Raw genomic sequence first — 26501 nt, 5'->3', positions numbered from 1 at the left:
AACCAAATCAAGTTGCTGACCTGATTCCACCTTTGTACTTCCCTAACATCAGTTTACGGAATCAAACCAAATCAAGTTGGCTGACCCCTTGATTCCCAACCTCGCTGGCCTATGGTCCAGGCGGATATCACAGAAAGATCGTTTAATTTATCGTTTCGATGAAAAGTCCATTTATATCTTCGCTATTGGTGGTCATTACGATCAGTCCTGATGCCTCGCTAGTGGGAGCAAAAGAGTCAGGGGCGATTGGTAATGCGACCTTTTGAGGATATCCCTGCTTGTCACTGATCTCGGCGCTGCCGAAAACATAACTCGCCGCTTATACGCTCGAAGATGTTGAGCGTCGCAAGGGCCGATGACCTTCAATAACGCGGATAGATCAATAGGGTCACTTTTTACGCAGTTCAGCCCGACTGAAAGGTTATGCTTCCGGCCGTCAGCAATTAAGAACAGGCGCATACCAGTCATTGCTGATACCGAATTTGACAGGAGGAATATATAGTTTCTTGCCGTTGAGATAGATGTCAGGGAATATGACTGTGAAACTCTCCAACGCCATAGGCGAAATTACGACTTGCGGGCCCCGGATGTTGTAGGGCTGCTCGTGCTCATTGGGGTTGTATGGCTTTTCAAAGAACGGCAACGAAACTTTCTTCTCTGTTCCATCGGGAAGCACAATGGTTGCGAATGGACTAGACGCGGTTATCTCGATTTGTTGATTTCTTCTCCGTTCCACCAGTTCCTTCATCTCATTTTCTTCCGCATCGCTTGGAAACATTGACCAACGCCTACGAGGAGGCTCAGGAAGAAGATAGACAAATCGGAAATAAGCGGTGAGCTTCGTTCCCTCTGGGCTATATCGGTTGGGAAGCTTTGCTAACACACGAAAGACAATCCATTCCTCATCAGCGGGCCGAAACTCGATGACCTGCAGAGGACCAGGACACGCTGGGTTCTCGGTGCTATATGTACCGCCAGCGACAGCCTCAGGCTTGAGATATGGCCCTGTACTGCACCCGGCAAGAACAACCAGGAGCAGAAGGCAGGCGGTGCGGAAGACTAGGCAAGGTCTCATGACGCAATACAAATCAAGTTGGCTGATCCCTTGATTCCGACCCCTTGATTCCCTCTCTTAGGGTAGGACGTATAAACGAGCGACCTGCGTCACTTTTCACGCAGTTCTGCCCACGAATGAAGGGGGTCAAGCGTCGGACTTCATCGCCATGTTAGGCGTTTCCGCAGGCCAACTGATAAAGGCAAATACCCAAATCATGACGAGGTTGACGATGGGCATGAAGATTATCAACGTCCACCATCCAGAGAATCCCGCTTTCTTAACAATCGGCCTGAATATTAGAAGAGGTATCAGAATTAGAAGCAGGATAATTATAAGTTGCCAAATACTTGTGCCACCAACACCCATTTCTAGTTACCCCCCAGCGACACTTGCCATTTGGATACGGCCAAAATTAACCCGGCTATAAGCATTCCGACGCCCGGTATCAGAACCGTGAGGCTTAGGGTTGGATTGAGGCCAGCTCTCTTATATATGCGCCAGGCCGGGTACTGCAGTAATAAACCCTGGAGTACGATCTGAATGATTAGATCTTCCAACTTTGTATCTCCTTTAGTTAAGTCTAACGCCAAGCTCAGCCACCCCGATCAGGCGTCCGAACTCTCGAAATCAAGGGGTCAGCCAACTGAAATCAAGGGGTCAGCCAACTTGATTTTGATATGTCGCACTTTTCCTGTCCCCTCCGTGAGATGTTAACGTCGCTGGCCTTCCAGTTTGTTTAAATACCCAATGTTGAAAGTTTTCATTGCCAAGCGCCTCTCCACGAAGAGTAGCATCAGTAATTTTTTGATTCTCTTTCCCTAACGCCATTTTGTCCATCATTAATTTATATCGGGTAGCTCTTTCTTTTTTGGTAGCTGCCAGCTCAAGATAAAGTGGATGCTCTGTTACCAGCTGATCTACTTCGCCAAAAGCGTTGTGGTGATAGCTGGACCATGGGTATTCGTGGAGTTGTTTTACCAGTTCGGCTTTTACTGGATTCATTTCAATATAGTTGTATAGCCTAAAAAGATAATTCTCACTATCTACCAAGCAGGATTTGAAACGCCCTTCCCAAATAGTGCCAGTGCGTTTTCGGCCGACATTAAAATATCTCACGTAACGATTCGTCATCGACTGCATAAATACAGCAAGTTCATGTTTATCTTTGGGGCTAAGGAGTAAGTGCAGGTGATTTGTCATGATGACGTAAGCATGGAGCTGACAATCTGCTTTATGAAGCGATTCTGCAATATCACTGAGGATCCGGGTCATGTCCTCTTCATTTTCAAATATGTTTTGACGATTATTACCCCGATGCATGATGTGAAGAGGCTGTTCGGGTAGTACCAATCGAGGAAGTCTTGCCATGTCGTTACATCCTTGTAGCGATAAGATTTTGGTTACTTTATAACATCAGTTTACAGAATTAAACCAAATCAAGTTGGCTGACCCCTTGATTCGGACCCCTTGATTCGACCCCTTGATTCTAGTTGGCTGACCCCTTGATTCTAATTTTCGTTACTCAGATTTTTCGTTTGGATCATTTTCTGGATCAGCTTTTCCAATAATTTTATATTCTTCACCGAAAACTTCTTGATATGCCCTTTTAAATTGTTCTGTTTTTCTAAACCATCGAAATAGAGGCCACTCCCTGTAAAACAGTTTTGAAATATCGCCTTTTTCTCCCATTTTTACCATAACTCTCTCGGCATCATCCCACTCACCGATAAGAACAAGACTTGCCAATTGAAATTTCTCAGATAAAACGCGCCAGTCAACCGTCTTGAGCAAGTCATTCATCTCCTTTTCTCTTTCAAGATCCTTTAAGAGCGATAGCTTGATTTAGCTTTAGGTAATACTCATGCTCTAAACATGAGTTTCTTATTGCAGGAATTTCACATAATTTGCATAACGTAAAAGATAAATCGTAATCCCGACTTACCAAAAAGTCGTATGTCACACTTATAAGAGAATTATCAGCACCATCCAGATCATTAGGCACGAGCTTTCTCCATAACACCTGCCCCAATTTAACTCCAATTTCAGCAATACAATCACATGCCTCTTCGTAGTATTTTGGTGGAACAGTTAATTTTGTTCCTTGCACAACATCATCACCGATTTTACATCCATGATTTTTGCAGATTGATAAATATTGTTTGTTTACAATACCATCTACATGAACAAACAAATTTCTGCGTTCGGTAATCTCTACAAACTCTTTCCAAGCATCAAGCTCTCTAAGTGGAATTTTAATTTTATCCTCTAGCCATTTAAATTGGTCAGTATGGCTCTCTCGCAAGATGCTCTCTATCTCCATTCCCACGACACTATCTCTTGCATCATCAAGATTATCAAACTCGACTAAGTCGGAGAATTTTAAACTTTTTTCAGATGAGTTAAGCAACTCTGGCTTTACTGAAAACATATTTCTTATTAATCTAGCTAAATACGCATCAAAAAGGCTAACTAGAGAAACTAGTGCCATTTTCGGAAGAAGATCAGAAAATATTGCCGAATGTAATCTTGTCTTCTTAATTAGGTTATAACGACCAGAAAAGTCTTCAGGAACACCAAATTGGACTAGTTCACCATCTTCATCGTAGGTCTTGTCGTATGCGTGTTCTTCAACAAACTTGTCAAAGTCTTTGTTTACTTCTTTAACGAGCATTCCTGCCGCATGTGCAAATGTAGGCAAAAGTCGTTTTCTACTCTCAATTTGTCGCACAAACCATTCTGTATCTTCTTTAAATTTATGCTCCATCGGTCTCTCTTGTATCAATTTTAATGTTAGCCATTACACGCTTTTCGCGAGGATGTTTGTAAAATGCAAAGCCTTTTTTTCTGACTGATGATGAGCTAATGGAGGCAAAATGGGTCAGACAAGATTGAATCTGCATTTTTATCATTGAATTACATCCTTGTGACTTTTTATGAACCATAATGTGTTTCACTCATAGTGGCAAGGATGGAGTGCCGCAATCAACCCAAGCCTAAATAGAAAAACGGGCCATTTTGGCCCGTTTTTCTGGATTCCCGCCTTCGTAGGAATGACAAGTTGAGTGTGCTTTTTACTCAGGCCGCATATGTGGAAACAGCAGCACGTCTCTGATTGAAGGTGAGTCAGTCAACAGCATGACCAATCGATCAATACCAATCCCCTCACCGGCTGTTGGCGGCATGCCGTATTCGAGTGCGCGGATGTAGTCGGCGTCGAAGTGCATGGCTTCGAGATCGCCAGCGTCTTTTTCGGCGACTTGGGCTTTGAAGCGTTCGGCCTGGTCTTCGGCGTCGTTAAGCTCGGAGAAACCATTGGCGATTTCACGGCCACCGACGAAGAATTCAAAGCGGTCGGTGACAAACGGGTCGTTATCACTGCGTCGTGCCAGCGGCGACACTTCGAATCAAGGGGTCAGCCAACTTGATACAACTTTTTTGCCATGATTTTACTATCCCAGTATTTTTGATTAACCATAGCGGGGATTCAAATCAGTGACAAGGTGAAAGTGTCTGATCTTCGCTTGCCATGACACAAAAAAAACGGGCCGATGATGGCCCGTTTTTGGTTTTTGAGACTAGCTTCCCGCCTTCGCGGGAATGACGACACATTATTAGTGCGAGTTCAGATTCCCGCATGCGCGGGAATGACAGTCTAGTTTGTTAATGTCGGCGATATTACTCAGGCCGCATATGCGGAAACAGCAGCACATCTCTAATCGACGGTGAATCAGTCAACAACATCACCAACCGATCAATACCAATCCCCTCACCTGCGGTTGGTGGCATGCCGTATTCCAGTGCACGGATGTAGTCCGCGTCAAAGTGCATGGCTTCGAGGTCGCCAGCGTCTTTTTCGGCGACCTGGGCTTTGAAGCGTTCGGCCTGGTCTTCGGCGTCGTTAAGCTCGGAGAAACCATTGGCGATTTCGCGGCCGCCGACGAAAAATTCAAAGCGGTCGGTGACAAACGGGTCGTTATCACTACGCCGTGCCAGTGGTGACACTTCGGTTGGGTAGGCGGTGATGAAGGTTGGTTGCATCAGCCGGTGTTCGACGGTTTTTTCAAAGATTTCGATTTGCACTTTGCCAAGGCCGTAGCTGTCTTTGAGCGGAATGCCCAGGCCTTTGGCGACTTCACTGGCAGCCTCAAGGGTTTCCAGTTGTTCGGCTTTGAGTTCCGGGTTGAAGTGCAGTATCGAGTCTTTGACGGTCATCCGGGCAAACGGCTGGGCAAAGTCGATATCCAGCCCTTGATAATGTACCTGGCTGGTGCCGAGCACGTTTTGGGTGACGGTGCGCAGCATGTCTTCGGTCAAGTCCATCAATTCGATGTAATCGGCATAGGCCTGATAGAACTCGACCATGGTGAATTCCGGATTATGGCGGGTGGACAGACCTTCGTTACGGAAATTACGGTTGATTTCAAATACGCGCTCAAAACCGCCGACAATCAGTCGTTTCAAATACAGTTCTGGCGCGATACGCAGAAACAGATCCATATCCAGTGCATTGTGATAGGTGGTAAAGGGTCGGGCGGTAGCACCGCCGGGAATGGCCTGCATCATCGGTGTTTCGACTTCCAGATAGCCTCTGTCCATCAAAAAGCGACGTACGCCGTCGATGACTTGAGTGCGAATACGGAAGGTTTCGCGGCTGGCCTCGTTCATGATGAGGTCAACATAACGCTGGCGATAGCGGGTTTCCTGATCGGACAGGCCGTGGAATTTTTCTGGCAATGGTCGCAGTGATTTGGTCAGCAGTCGGATGCTGTCAACATGCACTGACAGCTCGCCCTTCTGGGTGCGAAACAAGGTGCCTTCAGCGCCGATAATATCGCCCATGTCCCAGCTTTTGAATTGCGGATAAACACCTTCGGGCAATTCGTCACGGGCTACATAGAGCTGAATATCACCCGACATGTCGCGGATGGTGGCAAAGCTGGCCTTGCCCATGACCCGTTTGGTCATCATGCGACCGGCAATGGCAACCCGGCGTGGACTGGCCTTGAGTTGGTCGGCATCCCATTCAGCGTATTCGGCCTGTAACTCGCCGTTCATCACGTTGCGACGGAAGTCATTAGGGAAGGCATTGCCCTGCTCGCGAATTTCCTTGAGCTTTTCGCGGCGTTGGGCAATCAGTCGGTTTTCGTCGAGTTCGGTTTCGTTGCTCATTGATTTTTCCGGTTTACAAGCCTGATTTCAGCGAGGCTTCGATGAATTGATCGAGGTCACCATCTAATACCGCCTGGGTATTGCCGGTTTCCACGCCGGTACGCAGATCTTTGATGCGCGATTGATCCAGCACATAGGAACGGATCTGGCTACCCCAGCCGATGTCGGATTTCGACTCTTCGGCGGCGGCTTTGACTTCGTTTTGTTTCATCAGCTCCAGCTCATAAAGCTTGGCACGCAGCTGATTCATCGCCCGATCCTTGTTCTGGTGCTGTGAACGTTCGGTCTGACATTGCACCACGGTGTTGGTGGGCACGTGGGTAATACGCACTGCCGAGTCGGTGGTATTCACGTGTTGACCACCGGCGCCACTGGAGCGATAAGTATCTACCCGCAAGTCGGCCGGGTTGATTTCGATTTCGATAGTGTCATCCACTTCGGGATAAACAAACACCGATGAAAACGATGTATGGCGACGGGCACCCGAGTCAAATGGCGATTTACGCACCAGACGGTGTACGCCGGTTTCGGTGCGCAACATGCCAAAGGCATATTCGCCTTCAAAACGCACGGTGGCGGATTTGATGCCAGCCACCTCACCGGCCGAGACTTCCATCAGCTCGACTTTGTAATCATTGGCCTCGCCCCAACGCAGATACATGCGTAGCAGCATATTGGCCCAGTCCTGGGCTTCGGTGCCGCCGGAGCCGGCTTGGATATCCAGATAGGCGCTGTTTTTGTCGAGTTCGCCGGAAAACATTCGTTGGAATTCCAGCTTTTCCAGGCCTTTTTCCAGCTCGTCGAGATCAGCATTAACGGCATTGAAGGTGTCTTCGTCATTCTCTTCAACAGCCATTTCCAGCAGATCTTTGGCATCGTTAAGCGTATCGCGGTGACCGGACAGGGTTTTGACAATGCGCTCCAGGCTGGCGCGTTCCTGGCCGAGTTTTTGTGCACGTTCCGGATCCTCCCAAACGCTGGGGACTTCCAGTTCGCGACTGACTTCTGTTAGACGTTCTGCTTTTGCATCATAGTCAAAGATACCCCCTGAGATCGTCACTGCGATCACGAAGGGCTTTGATACGCTGCATCGTTGCACCTAATTCCAAGGTTTCACCTCATTATTCAACAACAGACAGCTGGCCGGGCCGCCAGCAAAACGGCATATTGTAACGTATATGCAAGCCTATTGTTTAGGCAGAAAACGTAAAGGATCTACGGGTTTACCATTGCGACGAATTTCAAAATGCAGCTGATCACGTTGCGTACCGGTTCGCCCTAATGTGGCGATTTGTTGGCCGGCGCGCACCGTGGCTCCCTCGGCCACCATCATGGTGTCGTTATGAGCATAGGCACTTAAATAGACATCGTTATGCTTGATAATCAGCAAATTCCCGTAACGCGGCATGCCTGCACCGCTGTATACCACCTTGCCATCCGCAGCCGCCAAAACCGGTTGACCTGCTCGCCCGGCGATACTGATGCCTTTTTTACCCTGTGCGGTTTCCGAGAAAGTTGAAATCACGGTTCCCTGAGTCGGCCAACGCCAAGTGAGATTTTGGGTGGTTGCTGTGCTGCTTGCTGGTGCTGAAGTTTGTGGTGCCGGGGCTGGACGAACCGCTGCCTGTTGTTGCTGTTGCTGAGTCTGGGCAGGTTGTTGGGCAGGCCGTTGCTGCTGGGTTTGTGTGGGCGCCTGAGCTGGTCTTGCTGTTTGCACCGATGGCGAACTAGGTGCCGCCCCCGGACGGAAGTAAATTCGCTGGCCAACATAGATTGTATAAGGTGGTCGGATGCCATTCATTCTGGCGACATCACGATAATCCATGCCATAGCGGAAGCTGATCGAATACAAGGTATCGCCGCGAACGACGGTGTAGTAATTAGGTGGTGTTTGCGGTGCCGGGCCACGCACTTGCTGGGCTGCCGATCCCTGATGGCCGACAGGTGCCATGGTACTGCTGCTACAGGCAGTCAGAATACTCAGCAAAAGTACCGGCCAAACTCTCATCATCAGACAAAAACAAAATACACGACTACCGCTGTGATGACTGTCAGCCAGCCCAGTCGGTCTGCCCACAGGTAAAGTTTTGCTTCCAACACAACCCCTCCCCAGCGCATCAATCCAGCAATCAGAAAATAACGTAAACCACGGCCGATTAATGATCCCAGAATAAACGGAATCAGTAACATGCCGGTTGCACCCGCCGCGATGGTGAACACTTTATAAGGTATCGGTGTAAAACCCGCTAAAAATATCACCCAGAATCCGTAAACCTTGAACCATTCCTGGGCCAGCGCAAACGACTCCATATAGTCCATGCGAATCAGAAAAGGTTCAGCCAGATGGAAGGCGTACATGCCGATAAAATAACCCAGCACGCCACCCAGCACCGACATGACGGTGGTCAGGCCAGCATAGAACCAGGCTTTTTCCGGTTTGGCCAGTGTCATCGGCGCCAGCATTACATCGGGCGGCACCAAAAAGAATGATGACTCGGTAAAGCTGACCAGCGCTAACCACCAGGTGGCATATTTGTGTCTGGCCCACTGCATTACCCGAGCGTACAAACTGGAAAAAATTCGCATTAAATCTGTCCACCCAGCAGTGGCACAAAGCTCACCGCGTCATATTCTGTTTCTTCAAAGGTATCGCCATTACGATCAATGACGCGCAAAGATTGTTTGGCCTGGGTGCCAACAGGAATCACCAGACGCCCTCCAGGAGCCAGTTGCAACAACAAACTCTCCGGCACTTTTTCCGGCGCACAGGCGACCAGAATTCCGTCATAAGGTGCATTTTCCTGCCAGCCCCAACTGCCATCGCTGTGTTTGAGCCGGATATTGTTGAATTTGAGTTTGTAAAAACGTTCCCGAGACTGATTCAACAAGGCTGAAATACGCTCAACGCTGAACACTCTGGGTACCAGTCTGGACAGAACTGCCGTCTGATAACCACAACCCGTGCCGACTTCCAGTACTTTATCCATCGGCTTGGCACTCTGCATCAACAGCTCGGTCATTCGCGCCACAATAAACGGCTGCGAGATAGTCTGACCATGGCCAATCGGCAGGGCGGTATCTTCATAGGCGCGACTGGCAAGCGCTTCATCGACAAACAGGTGACGCGGCAATTCACGCATCACCGCCAGCACCCGCATGTCATCTATACCTCGCTCTCGCAACCGGGCAATTAACCTGTCCCTGGTGCGCTGCGAAGTCATGCCGATACCTTTGAGCTCCGAGGCGATCATCTGACAGTCTCAGCCAGCCATTTAGCGACACCATCGATGGCGTCATAACGTGTCAAATCGATTTGTAATGGCGTGACTGAAACCGCGCCGCGGCGAATCGCATCAAAATCAGTGCCGGGGCCGGCGTCTTCTTCTTCGCCGGCAGGACCAATCCAATACATCGGACGTCCGCGCGGATCGTATTCTTTGATAACCGGCTCAGCCTTGTGTCGATGTCCGAGTCGGGTGCTTTCAAAGCCAGTGATTTGATCAATCGGCAAATCCGGCACATTCACGTTAAGAATAGTATCTGCTGGCAGTGCTGAGGCTTTTAATCGTGCGACCAATTGCTGAGCGACCCAACCTGCCGTTTCATAGTGCGTGGCGTCATGTCCGACCAGGGAGATGGCAATCGCAGGCAGACCAAGAAACCGGCCTTCCATCGCCGCTGCCACCGTGCCCGAATAAAGCACATCATCACCCAGATTGGCCCCGGCATTAATGCCTGAGACGACCATGTCCGGCTCTTCTTCCAGTAATCCGGTAATGGCAAGGTGGACACAGTCTGTTGGCGTGCCCTCAACCCGATAGACGCCGTTGTCGAGTAAATCCAGACGAAGCGGATTTTCAAGCGTTAGAGAGTTGCTGGCACCGCTACGGTTGCGATCCGGAGCGACGACGGTAATTTCGCCCATTTCTGATAAGGCACGCGCCAAGGTCTGGATGCCGCGCGCCATATAGCCGTCATCATTGCTGATCAGGATTTTCATTTAACTTACCGGCCTGTTGCGTTGGAGTCAGTTCAAACCGAAATATCTTAGCAAGAATGCACTGTGCTGTTGATCTTTAACAAGTTTGAATCCTCATGATTCAAGCTGTGATTGTCAGCAGCAAATAAAAAAAGGGCATGAAAGCATGCCCTTTTTTGTTTAGTTGCGCAGTCTGTTGTTTGCCTGACCGCCTCCGTAACTGTAGAACTGCATTGGTTCTCCGCCCGGTGAAACCTTGACCGCGCAGTATTTGAACTCAGGAATTTTCGCCGCAGGGTCGAGCGCCGCGTTGGACAATTCGTTGACGGCTGCTTCGTAGTAACAAAAAGCCATAAACACAGCACCCGGTGGAACACCCTCATCAACACGCGCATAGACCGAGACTTCACCGCGGCGCGTTGACAGGGTCATCAAGTCGCCAGGAGTAATGCCCATTTCATCCAGTGTTAGCGGATGCACAGTGGCTACCGCTTGTGACTCCAGCGCATCCAGTACATTGGAACGACGGGTCATTGAGCCGGTATGCCAGTGCTCCAGCATACGGCCAGTGATCAGCACGTATGGATATTCCTCATCCGGACGCTCATCCGGTGGCACCACATCAGCAGGTACAAATTTGCCTCGTCCACGCGGGAAATCTTCGGTAAAGATAACCCAGTCACCCGGATCACCTTCTTCAAAACATGGATAAACCACACCATGTTCATTCTCCAGACGATCCCAGGTGATACCGGCCATGTGTGGCACGGCCTTACGAATCTCGGCAAACACTTCCGCCGGGCCGCTGTAGTTCCAGTCCAGCCCCAAACGTCGCGCCAATTCCTGAATGATCCACAGATCCTGACGAGCATCTCCGGGCATCGACACAGCGGCACGGCCCATTTGAACCAATCGATCCGTGTTGGTGAATGTGCCGGTTTTTTCCGGGAAACCCGATGCAGGCAAAATCACATCAGCCAGATAGGCGGTTTCAGTCAGGAAGATATCCTGCACCACCAGATGATCAAGTTCAGCCAGTGACTGTCTTGCATGGTTGGCATCAGGATCAGACATGGCCGGGTTTTCACCCATGATGTACAGACCTTTTAACTCACCACGATGAATGGCATCCATGATTTCAACCACGGTCAAGCCGGGATTGGCATCCAGCGGTGTTTGCCATAACTCTTCGAAATACTGACGCGCCTCGTCATCGCCTACAGGTCGATAATCCGGGAATACCATCGGAATCAAGCCCATGTCCGAGGCGCCCTGAACATTGTTTTGTCCACGCAGCGGATGCAAGCCGGTTCCTGGACGACCAATTTGTCCGGTCATTAATGCCAGTGAAATCAGACATCTTGCGTTATCTGTGCCGTGAACATGTTGAGAGATACCCATGCCCCAGAGGATCATGGCGGTGTCGGCAGTGGCATAGAGTCTGGCGACTTCACGAATGGTTTCAGCAGGAATACCGCAAATAGGCTCCATCAGCTCTGGCGTATACGCCTTCAGATGTGCCTGCAATTCATCAAAGCCTTCAGTACGTTCTGCAATGAATTCCGGTGCAACCAGTCCCTCTTCAACGATGGTGTGCATGATCGCATTGAGCAATGGCACGTCACTGCCCGGCTTGAACTGAAGAACATGATCCGCATGCTTGGCAAGCTCGGTTCTGCGCGGATCCATGACAACAAGTTTGTGTCCCTTACGTGCCGCGTTTTTAATCCAGGTGGCACCTACAGGATGGTTGACTGTCGGGTTGGCTCCAATCACCACAATCACTTCAGCTTTGTCGACATCCGCCACCGGGTTGGAAACAGCACCCGAGCCCAGACATTCAAGCAAGGCCACGACTGATGAGGCATGGCAGAGACGCGTACAGTGGTCTACGTTATTGGTCTTGAAGCCGGTGCGAATCAGTTTCTGGAACAAATAGGCTTCTTCGTTACTGCCTTTGGCGCTTCCGAATCCAGCCAGCGCATTCGGGCCCATGGAATCACGAATACCCACAAAACCTTTGGCTGCAAAGTCCAGCGCTTCTTCCCATGTGGCTTCGCGGAATACCTTATCGATATCGTTGGGATCCAGCGTGAAATCACCATGTTTGTCTGGTGCATCAGCACGGCGAATCATCGGTTTGGTCAAACGATGTGGATGATGCACATAGTCAAAACCATAGCGACCTTTGACACAGAGACGACTGTTATTGGCAGGCCCATCACGACCTTCTACAAACAGAATCTTGTCGTCTTTGATGTTGTAGGTAAGCTGACAACCGACCCCGCAATACGGACAAACAGAATCGACTTGTTTATCAGGTTCCACCAGCGCAACTTCATCGGCTGGCATCAGAGCACCGGTCGGGCAGGCCTGAACACATTCACCACAGGCGACACAAGTGCTGTCGCCCATTGGGTCAGCGAGGTCAAACACGATCTCGGTGTGATGACCACGCATCGCCAGACCGATAACATCGTTGTTTTGCTCATCACGGCAGGCACGCAAACAACGTGTACATTGAATGCAGGCATCCATGTTCACGGCAATGGCCGGATGAGAATAATCCGGTGCCACCTGCTCACGTGGTGCAAATCGGGGCGCACTAACATCGAGTTTTCCGGCCCAGTAATCCAGCTCGGAGTTCAGGGTATGTGGTTGTTCTGAAACATCTGATTTCAGCAGCTCCAGCACCATTTGCTGCGCTTTGGTGGCGCGAGGGCTGGCTGAATCAACCTTCATACCTTCGGCAGGATAACGGCAACATGAAGGTGCCAACACGCGCTCACCTTCAATTTCAACCATACAGGCCCGGCAGTTACCATCCTGGCCTTGATGATCCGAATAACACAGATGGGGAATTTCAATACCTTGTTTACGAGCGGCGATCAGCAGAGTTTCATCTGCGGCCACGTCGAGAGTTTGACCGTTAAGCGTGATTTGCACAGTCTCGGTAACATCTTGCAATTGACTGGCCATTACTTCAGCTCCTCAGGGAAATATTTGATGACACTACGCAGCGGATTAGGCGCTGCCTGACCGAGACCACATATCGAGGCATCGACCATTACTTCGGACAAATCCTCCAGCAGCGGTTGATCCCAGTCTGCATTTTTCATCAGGTTGACGGCCTTGGAGGTGCCGACCCGGCAAGGGGTGCACTGACCGCATGATTCATCTTCAAAAAACTTCATGGCGTTGAGTGCCAGGTCGCGAGCCCGATCCTTATCGGAAAATACGACAATCGCAGCACTACCAATAAAGCAGCCGTATTCGTGCAGGGTGTCAAAATCCAGCGGAACATCACCTAACGATGCCGGCAAGATGCCACCCGAAGCACCGCCCGGGAAGTAACCATAAAACTCGTGGCCTTGTTGCATGCCGCCACAATACTCATCGATGAGTTCACGCATGCTGATTCCGGCTGGTGCCAGATGCACGCCAGGTTTGTTGACTCGGCCACTGACCGAAAATGAACGCAAACCTTTACGACCATTTCTGCCATGTTTGGTCAGACATTCCGGGCCTTTTTCGACAATATCGCGCACCCAGTAGAGTGATTCCATATTGTGTTCGAGCGTGGGCCGCCCAAACAAACCTACCTGTGCCACAAAGGGTGGCCGCAGTCTTGGCATGCCGCGTTTGCCTTCGATGGACTCAATCATCGCTGACTCTTCACCGCAAATATAGGCACCTGCACCACGGCGCAGATATAGCTTGGGCAGGTTTGGCACCGGCGGATTTTGCTGCAGCTGGATTAATTCCTGCTCAAGCATCACACGGATAGCCGCGTATTCATCACGCAGATAAATATAGATTTCATCAATGCCGACGGCCCAGGCTGCGATCAGCATGCCTTCCAGAAAGCAGTGTGGATCTCGGTCGAGGTAATACTTGTCTTTGAAGGTTCCCGGTTCACCTTCATCAATGTTCACCGCCATCAAACGTGGCGATGGCTGGTCACGCACGATGCGCCATTTTCGACCTACCGGGAAGCCTGCACCGCCCAGACCACGCAGTCCTGAATCATCCATCATGTCGAGTACCTGCTCGACTTTGATGTCACCGTTAATACACTTTTGATAAGTCTGGTAACCGCCCGAGGCGAGATATTCATCAAGCAGTATGGCGTCGATCTGCTCAGGCTGGGTGTGCCCCTGCTCAACCAGTGCTGCCACGGTTGAAGTTTCGGCCTGTTCGACCGGGTGCATGCCGACAACGGCAACAGGCGCCTTGTCACAACGTCCTACGCATGGAACTCGCTGGACTCTGACATCATCGCCCATCGCTTTTTCCAGCGAGCTTATCAGCGAATTGGCACCCATCATTTCACAGGTCATTGATTCACAGACCCGAACCGTCAAAGCTGGTGGCGGTGTGTCGCCTTCTTTGACCACATCAAAATGATGATAGAACGTGGCAACTTCGTAGACTTCGGCTTTGGACAGCCGCATTTCGTAGGCAAGTGCAACCAGATGTTTAGCAGAAATATGCTGATATTGATCCTGAATTTTGTGCAGATGCTCGATCAATAAGTCCTTGCGCCGGGGTTCATCACCCAACAAGGCACGCACTTCCTCCAAAGCCGTGGCATCGACCTGTCGACCTTTGCCAGATGCTCTCGGCATCTTCAGCTTGCGCGTGGGAATGTGAGCACTAATCACCTGCTCTGTCATCTGTTACCTCTCTACAAATACGGGTGTTGTCTTCTCTGATATGACAACCTTATAAATAACAGAAAGAAGCTACCATGCAATGGTTCCCGTGTGAAGCAGAATCCGGTCACATCTCAAAAAGCCGTAAAATTTGCCCAATAACAGTGCCAAATCACCATCATGGGGCAAAAAATTGCACCAAATAAGTAATCTGTATACCTGTTTAAATGCACAAAAAAAGACCGGCAGAAAGTCTTGCGCAATCGAACCGGTCTTTTCTGATTCAGCCAAGGCTTTTGGCTATGTCATAGCCTACTGAGGTGTTTGTTTGTCGTTATCCGCTTGCTGCTGGGCTTGCAGTTCTTCCAGCCAGAGATTGTGATGTTGTTCAGCCCATGCTGTATCCACATGACCGGTCGTCATCCCCTCAAGCGCGCCTTCAGTGCCAATGGTGCCGATATAGATATGACCAAAAGCAAAGGCGATCAGCAAAAACGCCGTGCTGAGATGAATCAGATGAGAAATCTGAATGACAAACCGGGTCTGGTCGAAATTAGGAAAATCCAGTACAAAACCTGTAGCACAGATGGCCACCCCTGCGGTCGCCAGCGTCCAATACCAGAGTTTTTCACCGCCATTGAATTTACCTGCCGGCGGATGTTGGTCACCAATAATGCCGCCAAAGCCTTTAAACCATTCCAAATCGACACGGCTAAACAGATTTTCTTTGAACCACTTCACCAGAATAACCAGCAAGGCCACACTGAACACCGGCCCCAGAATGTTGTGCGCCCACTTGGCAACATCCGCATAGGCGGCAAAGGCAACGTGGCCCATGATCGGAATCAGCACATAACGACCGTATAGCAGGCTCAAGCCGGTAATCGCCAGGATGATGAACAAAGTCGCCGTCAGCCAATGCAAACGTCGCTCGTTGAGCGTCCAGCGTTCTACGGTCTTGCCGGTGCGCGGATGCGTCAGTTTGACTTGACCTCGTGTCAGGTAAAACAGCGTTAAAGCAGCCAACACAGCGAATATCAGCCAACTGCCATAAGTCGCCAAAGGTCCGTTTCTCAGTTGACGCCAGTTTTGTCCCATGTTCTGGATCAGAACATTGGTTTCACGTCCCTGCACCGCGGTATAGGCATCGGGTGAGCCCTGCCGTACCTGACGCCATGTGTCGGCACGCGGGTTAGTCACGGTGGCCTCGCTGTCTGTTGCCTGATTACCCATCAGCCAATAACCGGACAGTGGCAACAGAATAATCGCCAACAACATGACGATAAAACTGCGCCGCATGATTTTTTTGCGTTGTGCCAAATTCATTGTGCTTGTCGCTGGCATGCCGGCTCCGTTAACGATCCGTCTGAACCTGATTGAAACGCTGCTTTAACAGCGCTTCACGTTCTTCAGCAGGCATGGTCTGTGTGTCGCGCTTGCCCTTGTAAACGCCCGGCTCATGCAGCGTTACACTTGTGTCCTCGTAACAGGCCGACAAGATAAAAGTCGCAAATACAATGGATATGATTTTTTTCATCATCAGTCTTTGTAAGCAGTGTTCCAGCCCCAGGTATCGGGACGACCGCCACGGCGAACCACGCGGCTGCGGAACAGATCAGCAACAATGTCACCATCACCCGCTAACAGGGCTTTGGTAGAACACATTTCAGCACACAAAGGCAGTTTACCTTCTGCCAGTCGATTACGACCGTACTTGTCGAGTTCAGCCTGAGAGTTATCAGGCTCAGGACCACCGGCACAGAAAGTACATTTGTCCATCTTGCCACGCGCGCCAAATGCGCCTTCCTGAGGATATTGCGGCGCACCAAATGGGCAGGCGTAGAAGCAATAGCCACAGCCAATGCAGATATCTTTGTCGTGCAACACCACACCATCATCAGTGGTGTAGAAGCAATCAACCGGACACACCGCCTGACAGGGTGCATCGGTACAATGCATACAGGCAACCGAGATGGATTTCTCACCGGGAATACCATCATCAATGGTCACTACCCGGCGACGATTGATGCCCCACGGCACCTCATGTTCATTTTTACATGCAGTGACACAGGCGTTGCATTCAATACAACGCTCGGCATCACACAAGAACTTCATACGAGCCATTTTCTTAATCCCCTGAATCTAGGCGGGACGCACACGGCACAGAGAGACTTTGGTCTCTTGCATCGCTGTCACTGAGTCATAACCATAGGTGAACACGACGTTACACGATTCACCACGTACGTACGGCGCTGTACCTTCTGGATATTTGTCCTTGAGATCTTCGCCCTGATAGTGACCACCAAAGTGGAAAGGCATAAACACCACACCACGTTCTACACGAGGCGTCACCATTGCCATGACTTTCACTGCGCCACCTTCTGGCCCTTCGACCCAGACCTGACGTCCGTCCCGGATACCGGCGTTATTGGCATCTGCCGGATTGATTTCAATAAACATGTCCTGCTGCAATTCCGCCAGCCATGGGTTGGAGCGAGTTTCCTCACCGCCACCTTCATATTCCACCAAACGACCACTGGTCATGATCAATGGGAATTCCTGACTGAAATCCTGGGCCTGAATCGAACCATAGCGAGTTGGCAGGCGGTAGAAGTTACGACGATCTTCATAAGTCGGATATTCCGCCACCAGATCACGACGTGGCGTGTACAGCGGTTCACGGTGAATTGGCACTGGATCCGGGAACTGCCAGACGATGGCACGTGCCTTGGCATTACCGTATGGCGCGCAGCCATGCTTGATTGCCACCCGCTGAATACCGCCGGAAAGGTCAGTTTTCCAGTTTTTGCCTTCTGCCTCGGCTTTTTCCTCGGCAGTCAGATCATTCCACCAGCCAAGCTCCTTGAGCATGTCGGAGGTAAATTCAGGATAACCGTCTTCAATTTCCGATCCCGCTGTCCATGATCCTTCCGCCAGCAAATTCTGACCTTCACGCTCAACACCAAAACGGGCGCGGAAAGGTGAACCCCCCTCAGCCACAGGAATACTGGTGTCATAGAGAATATGCGTGCCAGGATGTTTCATCTCGGCCGTACCCCAACACGGCCATGGCAGGCCATAAAACTCACCATCACAGGGACCACCTTCTGCTTTAAGCGTGGTTTTGTTAAAGGTGTGCAAATTGGCCAGTTGCAGTTTCAAACGTTCTGGTGTTTGCCCAGTGTAACCACAGGCCCACATGCCACGGTTGTATTCACGGGTGATATCTTCGATCAGCGGCTCACCATCGTTAACGGCGATGTGTTTGCACAGCTGGTCAGCAAAACCGAATTTTTCAGCAAAACGGTAAATGATGTTGTGATCTGGCAGTGACTCAAACAACGGCGCCATGATTTGCTCGCGCCACTGAACCGAACGGTTTGATGATGTCAATGAACCGTAGGTCTCAAACTGCGTGGCCGCCGGCAATAAATACACGTTATCCTGACGGTCATTCATGACTGCAGACACGGTCGGGAATGGATCAACAATGACCAGCAGATCCAGTTTTTCCATCGCCGCCTTCATTTCAGGGCCGCGTGTCTGACTGTTAGGCGCATGGCCCCACAGCACCATCGCACGCAGAATATCTTTCTGAGTGATGTTTTCAGGATCTTCAAGCACACCATCAATCCAGCGCGAAACAGTGATGCCGTTGGTAAACATCGGGCTGACAGGGCTGCCATTGAGCTCTTCATAGCTGGCTTGATCGAACTGACTGGCAATCCAGTTGTAGTCCACATCCCAAACTCGGGCCCAATGTTCCCAGGCATCCTGGCTCAAGCCGTAGTAGCCGGGCAGACTGTTGGAGGTCACCCCAAAATCGGTCGCACCTTGAACGTTATCGTGGCCGCGGAAAATATTGGTCCCGCCGCCAGAGACACCCATATTGCCGAGCACTAATTGCAAAATACACAAGGCACGGGTGTTGCTGTTACCTACGGTGTGCTGGGTGATACCCATACACCACACCACCGTACCCGGTTTGTGTTCGTACATGGTTTTGGCGGCCTGGAAGACATCTGCTTCCTTAACGCCAGTGACACGCTCAACTTCGTCCGGCGTCCATTTGGCAACTTCTGCACGGATTTCATCCATGCCGTAAACACGCTGGTTGATGAACTGCTCATCTTCCCAGCCGTTCTGGAACATATGCCAAATCATGCCCCAGACAAACGGAATATCTGCACCGGGACGAATGCGAATGTAGTGATCAGCATGAGCCGCGGTGCGACTGAATCTTGGATCCACCACGATCACTTTGCCGCCACGCTCTTTACCACGAAGAATGTGCTGCAAGGATACCGGGTGAGCTTCAGCCGGATTAGCACCGATGATGAAGATGCACTTGGAGTTGTGAATATCGTTGTAGGAGTTGGTCATCGCACCAAAGCCCCAGGTGTTGGCAACACCGGCAACTGTGGTCGAGTGACAGATACGGGCCTGGTGATCCACGTTATTGGAACCCCAGAAGGCCGCGAATTTACGGAACAGATAAGCTTGCTCGTTGTTGAACTTGGCGCTGCCAAGCCAGTAAACCGAATCCGGTCCGGCTGACTCACGAATCGCCAGCATCTGATCGCCGATTTCGTCTATCGCCTGGTCCCATGAAATACGTTGCCATTCGCCGGCCACTTTCTTCATTGGGTATTTCAGTCGTTTGTCACCATGTCCGTGCTCGCGCACAGATGCGCCCTTGGCACAGTGAGAGCCCAGGTTGAAAGGATGATCAAAGCTTGGCTCCTGGCCAATCCAGACACCGTTCTGCACTTCGGCAACGACACCACAGCCAACGCTACAGTGCGTACAGACACTGCGTTTTTTGGTGATTTCACCTTCGTCATAACTGTGTTGACGACGCTGTGCAGCATCGGCCTTGTTAATCATGGCTGTCGGTAACAGACTCATGAATGCGGCACCGCCTGCTGCAATACCGGAACCTTTGAGGAATGTGCGGCGATTGAGCCGGAAGCCTGGGTTTTTATCGCTGCGGGATCACGTTTTATCAGTTTCATGATGGGCTTCTTGAAGACTTAAAAGTCAGCTAGGTGATAGTAGGTATCGACATGTTCGGTGCGTTGGTAGCCTTTTGACTTTTCAGGCACATCAACGGCAGTCGGCGTCGTTGCAGGAGTGGCATGGCTGACGCCACTGGTCGCGGCCAGAGTTGCAGCGCCAGCCGCAAGGGTGATTTTTTGCAGAAATTGTCTGCGACTGTTTGAGGATTCAGTGGTCATTTTGGCAAATCTCCGACACCTCAAAACCGGCTAAAAACCTTGCTTTTTGTACCGGTTTTGACAATTTTTTATGTGTGACAAAGTATCGCGCAACTGAGCAATCATGGGCAAGTCAATTGCAGGCATTTTTAGTGTGACTTCTCTGCCAGTCTTTCAGTTTCCATCTTGATGAATCGTTCGCCCAGCATGCCGACAGCTTGATAGAAACTCGCTGATTTTGCCTGCTGTAAATCAATGAAAAACCTTGATGCCCATGGCTTTAGGTGTCGGTTGAAAAACTGCTGCTCATCAACCACCGGGACACCATTGGCCGTCAAAATCAGCCGCATCACATCGCATTCAGCAGAAATGTGATCTTCAGGCTCCGCACTGTCTTGCTGACGCGCCAGACCCAGCTTGGCCAGATCACCGCGCAAAACTGCCAGTGGTTTTTCGTTGAGAAAACCGGTTTGGTAATAACTTCCGTAGGGAATCAGCTCCCCCTGAATCAAGCCGATGAACAGTTGCTGATATTCCTTTTCCAGCTGCTGCGCTTCGATGTTTTTTGCCGATTCAGACAAGGCTTGCCAGGACGCTGCCAGCGGGCTGTCAGGTTCTGTCACTTCGAGTGCTGCCAGTGCTTCAAGCAGTTGTGCATCGGGCGCTCGGTAGAGCAAATTGGCAAGCAAGGCATAGGTCTGCGCTCGCCATTCGTTATCAGTATCAAATTCGCTATTTGTTTGTGTCATGGTGGTCATCAGAACATTGCTTTAACGCGACAATCTTCACACATCTTGAGTCTTTCCAGTGCCGCGCCCTGAAACATGTGATGGTCTTTCAAACGCTCGGTAATCGTGTCGATCATTTTTTGCGTGGCAAATGGTTTGCCACAGCTGATGCAATGAAAAATAGCCTCTTCATGCAGCACCCGCTTGCTGCGTCTTGCATTGTGATCGAACAGGTAGCGCGGAGTCAGGCTGATCGCTGACTCAGGACAGGCCGTCTCACACATGCCGCATTGAATGCACTGTTCCTCGACAAAGTTAAGTTGCGGTTTGTCGACACCATCCAGCACAGCCCCGGCAGGACAGACGGAAACACACGACATACACAAGGTGCATGCCTGTTTGTCGACAACGATCTCGCCAAACGGTGCTCCACGAGGCAAGTCAACGACTTCAACTGACTGTGGTGCCTGATCATGCAAATGATTCAGCGACAAACTCATCACCCGGCGCTTGTCATCCAGCCCGGCAAACTGGGCTTTTTCGCTGATCATATTTGTGGCGGCAAGTTGCCTGAAATGTTCAGATAGGGCCTGCGGTTTGCGTGTTTGCAGCCAGTGCACTCTCATGTCCTGATAGCCCATGGCATCCAGCAAGGTGTTGGCAAAGCCAGTCTGCTGTTGCAAGGTTTGCCAGTCGTGATCACTGTGACTCATTGCATCCAGTACAGTCACCGAACCAGCGCCATAGGCGATGGCGGCAAGCCAGAAAGGCATGCCCAAAGCGCCAATTTCTTCAATGGAAAAGCTGACGACGTTGCCACCCAGTTGATCAGCTACGGCAGCCACCAGTTTTTCACCATTCAGCAAATCATGTATCAACAGTTGTGCTGGACGATCTTCCAGTTCAGCATAGGCCTTGAGCATGTTTCTGCAACGCTCCAGACTGCTATCCAGGGTCGGCACTGCATAACTGATAGCCCCGGAAGGACAGACGGCCGTACAGCTGCCACATCCCTGGCACAGTGAGGGATTGACCTCAATCTGTTCACCGGCACTTTGTATTGCCTCCGCTGGACAGGCCTGTTGACACAGATCACAGCCACTGACCCCGCGGCGTGAGTGGGCGCAGATCGAGGCTTTGTAATTGAAATATTTTGGCTTATCGAAAATGCCAATCAGATCCGGCAATTGCTGCAAGGCTTCGGCCAGTGCCTGCTTGTCATCACGCGGTGCAAAATATCCCAATGGCGCGACTTGTGTCTGAATCATTGGCGACTGACTCATATCAAGCACCAGATCAAACGCATATTGCTGACCATTGATCATGGCCTTGAAAGCCCCCAGCCAGCCGCTCAGTTGTTCCGGTGTTGCATCGGTGATGGTGAGATTGTCACTGGCTTCAAGATCAAGCCCTGAACAGCAGACAGTCAAATTCAAGCTGCTCAGATGCGCTAACAGCGGAGCCACTTGATCGGCGTCGCCAAGCACCAGACAACGGCCTTGTGACTGGAACTCAATCCATTCTTCAATCAGCGGCGTTGATTCGCCAGCCTCGATGATCGAACTATGCAACAGGTGTGTCCTCTTGTGAGTCGCTCTCATCATCCGAAGATGAATTCAGGTTTGCGACAGGGGGTGGAGTATCGGCAGCCTCAGCGGCGCTTTGTTCTGCCAGCTTCATCATACGTTTCATTTCGTGAGTGACTACTGAGCCCAGGGCTGCAAATTCCTGGTAGTTGTAATCGTTATCGTATTCATCCAAACCATCGGTGACGTTGAATTTTGGTTTTCTGAATAACGCTCGCAGCGCCTCACGTTTTTCTGCGGGATCGGCATCCGGCTGTTGCCAGAGCGGTAAGTCCTGCTGTTCAACTTCGCTCAATGACTGCTGAGCGTCTGAATCTATGGCTTGTTCCGACTCAATGGCTTGATCAGAGTCAGTCGGCAGCGTTTTTTCTGTTTCCGGCGTCTGCTTCAGTCGTGACCAGCGACGCAGAAAATTTTCATCACCGGTTGTCATCAGGATTGTTCCTGTTCTGGTTGCCAGTTCTGACGACGACGTTTCTTGGGCGCTTGCGGACGATAATGCGCAATAACATACCGCTCAAGCCAGACACACAGCTCGCCGGCCAGTGGTGCTTCCAATACCTGTTGCCCAGCTTCCATATAGGAGGCGGCTTCATCAAAATCAACTGTCAGCAGCAACGGTCGTGGCTGTTCAGCGGCGGGCGCATCCTGACATACCAGATAGACGCCTGGTTGATTTGAGGTGAGATTGACATGGTAGGCTTCGCAAAATTGCGGATAGAGCTGGATACGCATCGCTGGCAGTGACAACAATTCGCCATCTTGTCGAGCTTTTTCAATTACTTCATTGGCAATAGCAGGCTGAATACCCAGCAGTTGCCATGTGAAACTGCTCCAGCGTGATTGGCTGGGGCGCTTCAACAGGACCGGGGAGGCATTGAAATGATCTGACGGACTATCCTGCATGACTTTGATCGGGTTTCGATAAAGTCCTACAGGATAGCAAATACCCAAGCATTTTACTCGGCTACTTCAAGCTCACTGACTTTTTGCAGACCTCTTGGAAGCTTGTGACCGCGTTTACCACGCTCACCGGCATAATGCGCCAATTCGGCAGGTTTAAGGGTCAGGTGACGACGACCGGCATGCAGGGTCAAACCCTTGTCCACCGGCACACGCACCAGCGACTGCAACCACTCCTGGCCAGCACTGAATCTTGCCTGAGGAATGTTGATCAACCGAACACCTTTGCCCTTGTTCAGTTCCGGCACCTCGCTCATGGCAAACACCAGCAACCGACCATCACCAGAAGCGACGGCAAGCTGATCCTCGCTGTTGTCTTCGATAATCATCGGCGGCAACATTTGTGCACCGTCTGGCAGGTTAAACACGGCTTTACCGGCCTTGTTTTTCGCCAGCAGATTGTCCATTGGTGTTACGAAACCATAACCGGCGTTATTGCTGAGCAGTACTTTTTTATCCAGCTCGGCAGTCAGCACCGCGACAAAACGCATTTCTGGCGGCGACTGCAACCGGCCACTGAGTGGTTCACCCTGACCGCGTGCAGACGGCAAGGTGTGTGCCGGCAGTGAATAACTGCGACCACTGGCATCGAGGAAAATAATCTGCTGATTGCTTCTGGCCTTCACCGAGGTCAGATAACGATCACCGGTGCGGAAATTCAATGCCCCAGGATCAACATCATGGCCTTTTGCTGCCCGCACCCAACCACTCTCAGAGAGCACGACGGTGATGGCTTCTGTAGGCAATAATTCTGTTTCACTGAGTGCTTTGGCAGCTTGCTGTGGTTTGATCAGCGAGCGTCGATCATCGCCAAATTTTTCGGCATCGGCGGTTAATTCCTTGCGAATCAGGGTTTTCAGACGAGTTTCTGAACCGAGCAACAATTCCAGTGATTTGCGTTCCTTGCTCAGCTCGTCCATTTCACCCTGGATTTTCATTTCTTCCAGCTTGGCTAAGTGCCGCAAACGCAATTCGAGTATGGCTTCAGCCTGACGATCCGAGAGATTGAATCTTGCCATCAACTCCGCTTTGGGTTCATCTTCATGGCGAATAATGGCGATGACTTCATCGATATTCAGATATGCAATCAACAAGCCTTCGAGCACATGCATGCGATCCAGCACTTTATCGAGCCGGTATTGCAGGCGGCGGCGTACGGTTTCGGTTCTGAATTGCAGCCACTCTTGCAGCATTTCGAGCAGATTTTTAACCTGCGGCCGACCATCCAGACCGATCATGTTCATGTTGACGCGATAGCTGCGTTCCAGATCGGTCGTCGCAAACAGATGCGACATCAGACTGTCGATATCCACCCGATTGGATCGCGGCACCACCACCAGACGCACCGCATGTTCATGATCTGACTCATCACGCAAATCGGCGACCATCGGCAGTTTTTTGTTTTGCATCTGCGCAGCGATCTGTTCCAGCACCTTGGCACCGGAGGTTTGATAGGGCAAGGCATGAATGATGATTTCATGATCTTCGACCTGATAGCAGGCGCGTTGTCGAATAGAACCATGACCGGTTTGATACAGCTTCTTGATATCTTCGGTCGATGAGACAATTTCACCACCGGTCGGAAAATCCGGTCCTTTCACTTCGGCCAATAAATCATCAAGCGTGGTTTTAGGCGATTTAAGCAGCAGCAGACACGCATTGATAACTTCACGCAGATTATGCGGTGGAATGTCGGTCGCCATACCCACAGCAATACCGGTAGCACCATTCAGCAACACATTGGGAAGTCTGGCTGGCAGTAACTCCGGCTCGTCCATGGTGCCATCAAAATTGGGCACCCACTCAACCGTGCCCTGCCCCAGTTCACTCAACAATGTCTGAGCGTAGGCGGCCAGTCTGGCTTCGGTGTAACGCATTGCAGCAAAGGATTTGGGATCATCCATCGAACCCCAGTTGCCTTGCCCGTCAACCAACGGATAGCGATAGGAAAACGGCTGGGCCATCAACACCATTGCTTCATAACAGGCAGAATCGCCATGCGGGTGATATTTACCCAGTACGTCACCGACTGTACGGGCAGATTTTTTATGTTTGGAGACAGCGCTCAGGCCCAGCTCCGACATCGCATAGACAATACGTCGCTGAACCGGCTTCAGCCCGTCGCCAATGTGTGGCAAGGCACGGTCAAGAATGACGTACATTGCGTAATCAAGGTAGGCCTTCTCGGTGAAATCCCGAACCGGTAGCTGTTCCAAATCGTCGACTAGGGTCATGTGACTCTCTTATCAGGTTCAGACAGTGGCAAGATCGCCATGTTGTTCCAGCCAGGTTTTGCGGTCTGCAGCACGTTTTTTGGCCAGTAATTTATCGAGTGAGGTAAATGTGTCGTCTTCGGCATTCATGGTTAGACGAATCAGACGCCGGGTATCTGGCGCCATAGTGGTTTCTCTGAGTTGCAGCGGGTTCATTTCGCCGAGGCCCTTGAAGCGCTGCGTGCTGACTTTACCTCGAATATTTTCTCGCTCAATTCGTTCCAGAATGATCCGGCGCTCTTCATCATCCAGCGCATAAAACACCTGTTTGCCGACGTCGATTCGATACAGCGGTGGCATGGCAACGCAGATATGCCCCGCATCCACCAGTGGACGAAAGTGTCGAACAAACAAGGCGCACAGCAGAGTAGCAATGTGAGCACCGTCCGAGTCGGCATCAGCAAGTATGCAAATTTTGCCGTACCGCAAACCACTCAAATCATCCGAGCCGGGATCTACCCCGACTGCCACGGCAATGTCATGCACCTCTTGTGAAGCCAGGACTTGTCCAGGTTCTACTTCCCAAGTGTTAAGAATCTTGCCTCGCAGCGGCATGATCGCCTGAAACTCCCGATCACGGCCTTGCTTGGCGCTACCGCCAGCCGAATCCCCTTCTACCAAAAACAATTCTGTTCGGCTGGGATCCTGCGAGGTGCAGTCCGCCAGTTTTCCGGGCAAGGCAGGACCTGACTGAACACGTTTGCGTACTACTTTTTTGGCTTGTTTGAGACGAGATTGAGCATTGCTGATCACCAACTCAGCGATCTTCTCACCATCTTCAATATGGTGATTCAGCCACAAGCTGAACGCATCCTTGACCGCACCGGAAACAAATGCCGCGCACTGCCGCGATGACCTGACAACGCTCTTTGGTT

Annotated in this window: 24 protein-coding genes and 1 pseudogene; 1 reads left to right on the top strand and 24 read right to left on the bottom strand. The window is 50.8% G+C overall.

Annotated features, from left to right (window positions below; genetic code table 11):
* The first annotated feature begins 76 nt into the window (after positions 1–76).
* A complete protein-coding gene (locus MPL1_RS14245) occupies positions 77–211 on the top strand; it encodes a type II toxin-antitoxin system YoeB family toxin (RefSeq protein ID WP_327036631.1) in 135 nt (44 codons plus the stop codon).
* A gap of 225 nt (positions 212–436) precedes the next feature.
* Here MPL1_RS14245 and MPL1_RS13575 read toward each other — a convergent pair whose 3' ends face one another.
* The 24 genes and pseudogenes from MPL1_RS13575 to MPL1_RS02435 all read right to left on the bottom strand — a co-directional run.
* Positions 437–778, bottom strand: coding sequence for a hypothetical protein (locus tag MPL1_RS13575; protein ID WP_152417552.1), 342 nt, complete (start codon positions 776–778; stop codon positions 437–439).
* A 936-nt stretch (positions 779–1714) separates the two neighbouring features.
* The gene (locus MPL1_RS02550) at positions 1715–2425 is read right to left on the bottom strand and encodes an REP-associated tyrosine transposase (protein ID WP_009725563.1); all 711 of its coding nucleotides are present in this window, start codon (positions 2423–2425) and stop codon (positions 1715–1717) included.
* A gap of 150 nt (positions 2426–2575) precedes the next feature.
* The gene (locus MPL1_RS02545; RefSeq protein ID WP_040576800.1) at positions 2576–2857 is read right to left on the bottom strand and encodes a hypothetical protein; all 282 of its coding nucleotides are present in this window, start codon (positions 2855–2857) and stop codon (positions 2576–2578) included.
* A gap of 13 nt (positions 2858–2870) precedes the next feature.
* Entirely contained in the window at positions 2871–3821 is a 951-nt protein-coding gene (locus MPL1_RS02540; RefSeq protein ID WP_040576799.1) for a hypothetical protein, read from the bottom strand.
* A gap of 307 nt (positions 3822–4128) precedes the next feature.
* Positions 4129–4458 (bottom strand): annotated as a pseudogene (locus MPL1_RS02535) (amino acid--tRNA ligase-related protein); the annotation flags it as partial.
* Between the two features lie 274 nt (positions 4459–4732).
* On the bottom strand, positions 4733–6226 hold the full coding sequence (gene lysS / locus MPL1_RS02530) for a lysine--tRNA ligase (protein WP_009725561.1): 1494 nt from the start codon (positions 6224–6226) through the stop codon (positions 4733–4735).
* 13 nt (positions 6227–6239) lie between these two features.
* A protein-coding gene (prfB, locus tag MPL1_RS02525; protein WP_152417555.1) for a peptide chain release factor 2 occupies positions 6240–7317 on the bottom strand; the annotation gives its coding sequence in 2 pieces (ribosomal slippage) (positions 6240–7262 and positions 7264–7317; 1077 coding nt in all).
* A gap of 95 nt (positions 7318–7412) precedes the next feature.
* A complete protein-coding gene (locus MPL1_RS14500; RefSeq protein WP_009725559.1) occupies positions 7413–8237 on the bottom strand; it encodes a peptidoglycan DD-metalloendopeptidase family protein in 825 nt (274 codons plus the stop codon).
* Positions 8237–8812, bottom strand: a complete 576-nt coding sequence (locus MPL1_RS02515) for a YqaA family protein (protein ID WP_009725558.1) — start codon at positions 8810–8812, stop codon at positions 8237–8239. The genes MPL1_RS14500 and MPL1_RS02515 overlap by 1 nt, the downstream gene beginning before the upstream one ends.
* Positions 8812–9477 carry a protein-L-isoaspartate(D-aspartate) O-methyltransferase gene (locus MPL1_RS02510; RefSeq protein WP_009725557.1) on the bottom strand — a complete coding sequence of 222 codons (666 nt, stop codon included), beginning with the start codon at positions 9475–9477 and terminating at the stop codon, positions 8812–8814. Before MPL1_RS02510 ends, MPL1_RS02515 begins: the two co-directional genes overlap by 1 nt.
* On the bottom strand, positions 9474–10226 hold the full coding sequence (surE, locus tag MPL1_RS02505; protein WP_009725556.1) for a 5'/3'-nucleotidase SurE: 753 nt from the start codon (positions 10224–10226) through the stop codon (positions 9474–9476). The genes MPL1_RS02510 and surE overlap by 4 nt, the downstream gene beginning before the upstream one ends.
* A 159-nt stretch (positions 10227–10385) precedes the next feature.
* Positions 10386–13184: a formate dehydrogenase subunit alpha gene (fdhF, locus tag MPL1_RS02500; protein ID WP_009725555.1), complete on the bottom strand. Its 2799-nt coding sequence runs from the start codon at positions 13182–13184 to the stop codon at positions 10386–10388.
* On the bottom strand, positions 13184–14881 hold the full coding sequence (locus MPL1_RS02495) for an NAD(P)H-dependent oxidoreductase subunit E (RefSeq protein WP_009725554.1): 1698 nt from the start codon (positions 14879–14881) through the stop codon (positions 13184–13186). Before MPL1_RS02495 ends, fdhF begins: the two co-directional genes overlap by 1 nt.
* A 291-nt stretch (positions 14882–15172) precedes the next feature.
* The gene (locus MPL1_RS02485; RefSeq protein WP_009725552.1) at positions 15173–16204 is read right to left on the bottom strand and encodes a formate dehydrogenase subunit gamma; all 1032 of its coding nucleotides are present in this window, start codon (positions 16202–16204) and stop codon (positions 15173–15175) included.
* Between the two features lie 10 nt (positions 16205–16214).
* Positions 16215–16400 (bottom strand): lipoprotein, encoded by a 186-nt coding sequence (locus tag MPL1_RS02480; RefSeq protein ID WP_009725551.1) that lies wholly within the window; start codon positions 16398–16400, stop codon positions 16215–16217.
* Positions 16400–16984: a formate dehydrogenase FDH3 subunit beta gene (gene fdh3B / locus MPL1_RS02475; RefSeq protein WP_009725550.1), complete on the bottom strand. Its 585-nt coding sequence runs from the start codon at positions 16982–16984 to the stop codon at positions 16400–16402. Before fdh3B ends, MPL1_RS02480 begins: the two co-directional genes overlap by 1 nt.
* Positions 16985–17002: 18 nt before the next feature.
* Positions 17003–19792: a formate dehydrogenase subunit alpha gene (locus MPL1_RS02470; RefSeq protein ID WP_235045505.1), complete on the bottom strand. Its 2790-nt coding sequence runs from the start codon at positions 19790–19792 to the stop codon at positions 17003–17005.
* Between the two features lie 101 nt (positions 19793–19893).
* Positions 19894–20097 carry a twin-arginine translocation signal domain-containing protein gene (locus tag MPL1_RS02465; protein WP_009725548.1) on the bottom strand — a complete coding sequence of 68 codons (204 nt, stop codon included), beginning with the start codon at positions 20095–20097 and terminating at the stop codon, positions 19894–19896.
* A gap of 128 nt (positions 20098–20225) precedes the next feature.
* Positions 20226–20825, bottom strand: a complete 600-nt coding sequence (locus MPL1_RS02460; protein WP_152417550.1) for a TorD/DmsD family molecular chaperone — start codon at positions 20823–20825, stop codon at positions 20226–20228.
* Between the two features lie 8 nt (positions 20826–20833).
* The gene (locus MPL1_RS02455) at positions 20834–22375 is read right to left on the bottom strand and encodes a 4Fe-4S binding protein (RefSeq protein WP_009725546.1); all 1542 of its coding nucleotides are present in this window, start codon (positions 22373–22375) and stop codon (positions 20834–20836) included.
* The gene (locus MPL1_RS02450) at positions 22368–22823 is read right to left on the bottom strand and encodes a DUF3306 domain-containing protein (RefSeq protein ID WP_009725545.1); all 456 of its coding nucleotides are present in this window, start codon (positions 22821–22823) and stop codon (positions 22368–22370) included. Before MPL1_RS02450 ends, MPL1_RS02455 begins: the two co-directional genes overlap by 8 nt.
* Complete coding sequence (locus MPL1_RS02445) at positions 22823–23296, bottom strand: DUF3305 domain-containing protein (protein WP_009725544.1); 474 nt, start codon at positions 23294–23296, stop codon at positions 22823–22825. Before MPL1_RS02445 ends, MPL1_RS02450 begins: the two co-directional genes overlap by 1 nt.
* A gap of 53 nt (positions 23297–23349) precedes the next feature.
* A complete protein-coding gene (parC, locus tag MPL1_RS02440) occupies positions 23350–25587 on the bottom strand; it encodes a DNA topoisomerase IV subunit A (protein WP_009725543.1) in 2238 nt (745 codons plus the stop codon).
* An 18-nt stretch (positions 25588–25605) separates the two neighbouring features.
* A partial coding sequence (locus tag MPL1_RS02435) for a toprim domain-containing protein (RefSeq protein ID WP_009725542.1) occupies positions 25606–26501 on the bottom strand: 896 nt, incomplete at its 5' end.

Source organism: Methylophaga lonarensis MPL, from assembly GCF_000349205.1.
In the GTDB taxonomy this organism is placed as follows: Bacteria; Pseudomonadota; Gammaproteobacteria; order Nitrosococcales; family Methylophagaceae; genus Methylophaga; species Methylophaga lonarensis.
Note: the sequence above shows the minus strand (reverse complement) of the source record. Positions and strands in the feature narration are given on the sequence as shown.

Bases quoted from the DNA above. Each gene is read 5' to 3' on its own strand.
- MPL1_RS13575 (WP_152417552.1), bottom strand. From the start codon at position 778: ATGTTTCCAAGCGATGCGGAAGAAAATGAGATGAAGGAACTGGTGGAA.
- MPL1_RS02550 (WP_009725563.1), bottom strand. From the start codon at position 2,425: ATGGCAAGACTTCCTCGATTGGTACTACCCGAACAGCCTCTTCACATC.
- MPL1_RS02545 (WP_040576800.1), bottom strand. From the start codon at position 2,857: ATGAATGACTTGCTCAAGACGGTTGACTGGCGCGTTTTATCTGAGAAA.
- MPL1_RS02540 (WP_040576799.1), bottom strand. From the start codon at position 3,821: ATGGAGCATAAATTTAAAGAAGATACAGAATGGTTTGTGCGACAAATT.
- lysS (WP_009725561.1), bottom strand. From the start codon at position 6,226: ATGAGCAACGAAACCGAACTCGACGAAAACCGACTGATTGCCCAACGC.
- MPL1_RS14500 (WP_009725559.1), bottom strand. From the start codon at position 8,237: ATGATGAGAGTTTGGCCGGTACTTTTGCTGAGTATTCTGACTGCCTGT.
- MPL1_RS02515 (WP_009725558.1), bottom strand. From the start codon at position 8,812: ATGCGAATTTTTTCCAGTTTGTACGCTCGGGTAATGCAGTGGGCCAGA.
- MPL1_RS02510 (WP_009725557.1), bottom strand. From the start codon at position 9,477: ATGATCGCCTCGGAGCTCAAAGGTATCGGCATGACTTCGCAGCGCACC.
- surE (WP_009725556.1), bottom strand. From the start codon at position 10,226: ATGAAAATCCTGATCAGCAATGATGACGGCTATATGGCGCGCGGCATC.
- fdhF (WP_009725555.1), bottom strand. From the start codon at position 13,184: ATGGCCAGTCAATTGCAAGATGTTACCGAGACTGTGCAAATCACGCTT.
- MPL1_RS02495 (WP_009725554.1), bottom strand. From the start codon at position 14,881: ATGACAGAGCAGGTGATTAGTGCTCACATTCCCACGCGCAAGCTGAAG.
- MPL1_RS02485 (WP_009725552.1), bottom strand. From the start codon at position 16,204: ATGCCAGCGACAAGCACAATGAATTTGGCACAACGCAAAAAAATCATG.
- MPL1_RS02480 (WP_009725551.1), bottom strand. From the start codon at position 16,400: ATGATGAAAAAAATCATATCCATTGTATTTGCGACTTTTATCTTGTCG.
- fdh3B (WP_009725550.1), bottom strand. From the start codon at position 16,984: ATGGCTCGTATGAAGTTCTTGTGTGATGCCGAGCGTTGTATTGAATGC.
- MPL1_RS02465 (WP_009725548.1), bottom strand. From the start codon at position 20,097: ATGACCACTGAATCCTCAAACAGTCGCAGACAATTTCTGCAAAAAATC.
- MPL1_RS02460 (WP_152417550.1), bottom strand. From the start codon at position 20,825: ATGACACAAACAAATAGCGAATTTGATACTGATAACGAATGGCGAGCG.
- MPL1_RS02450 (WP_009725545.1), bottom strand. From the start codon at position 22,823: ATGACAACCGGTGATGAAAATTTTCTGCGTCGCTGGTCACGACTGAAG.
- MPL1_RS02445 (WP_009725544.1), bottom strand. From the start codon at position 23,296: ATGCAGGATAGTCCGTCAGATCATTTCAATGCCTCCCCGGTCCTGTTG.
- parC (WP_009725543.1), bottom strand. From the start codon at position 25,587: ATGACCCTAGTCGACGATTTGGAACAGCTACCGGTTCGGGATTTCACC.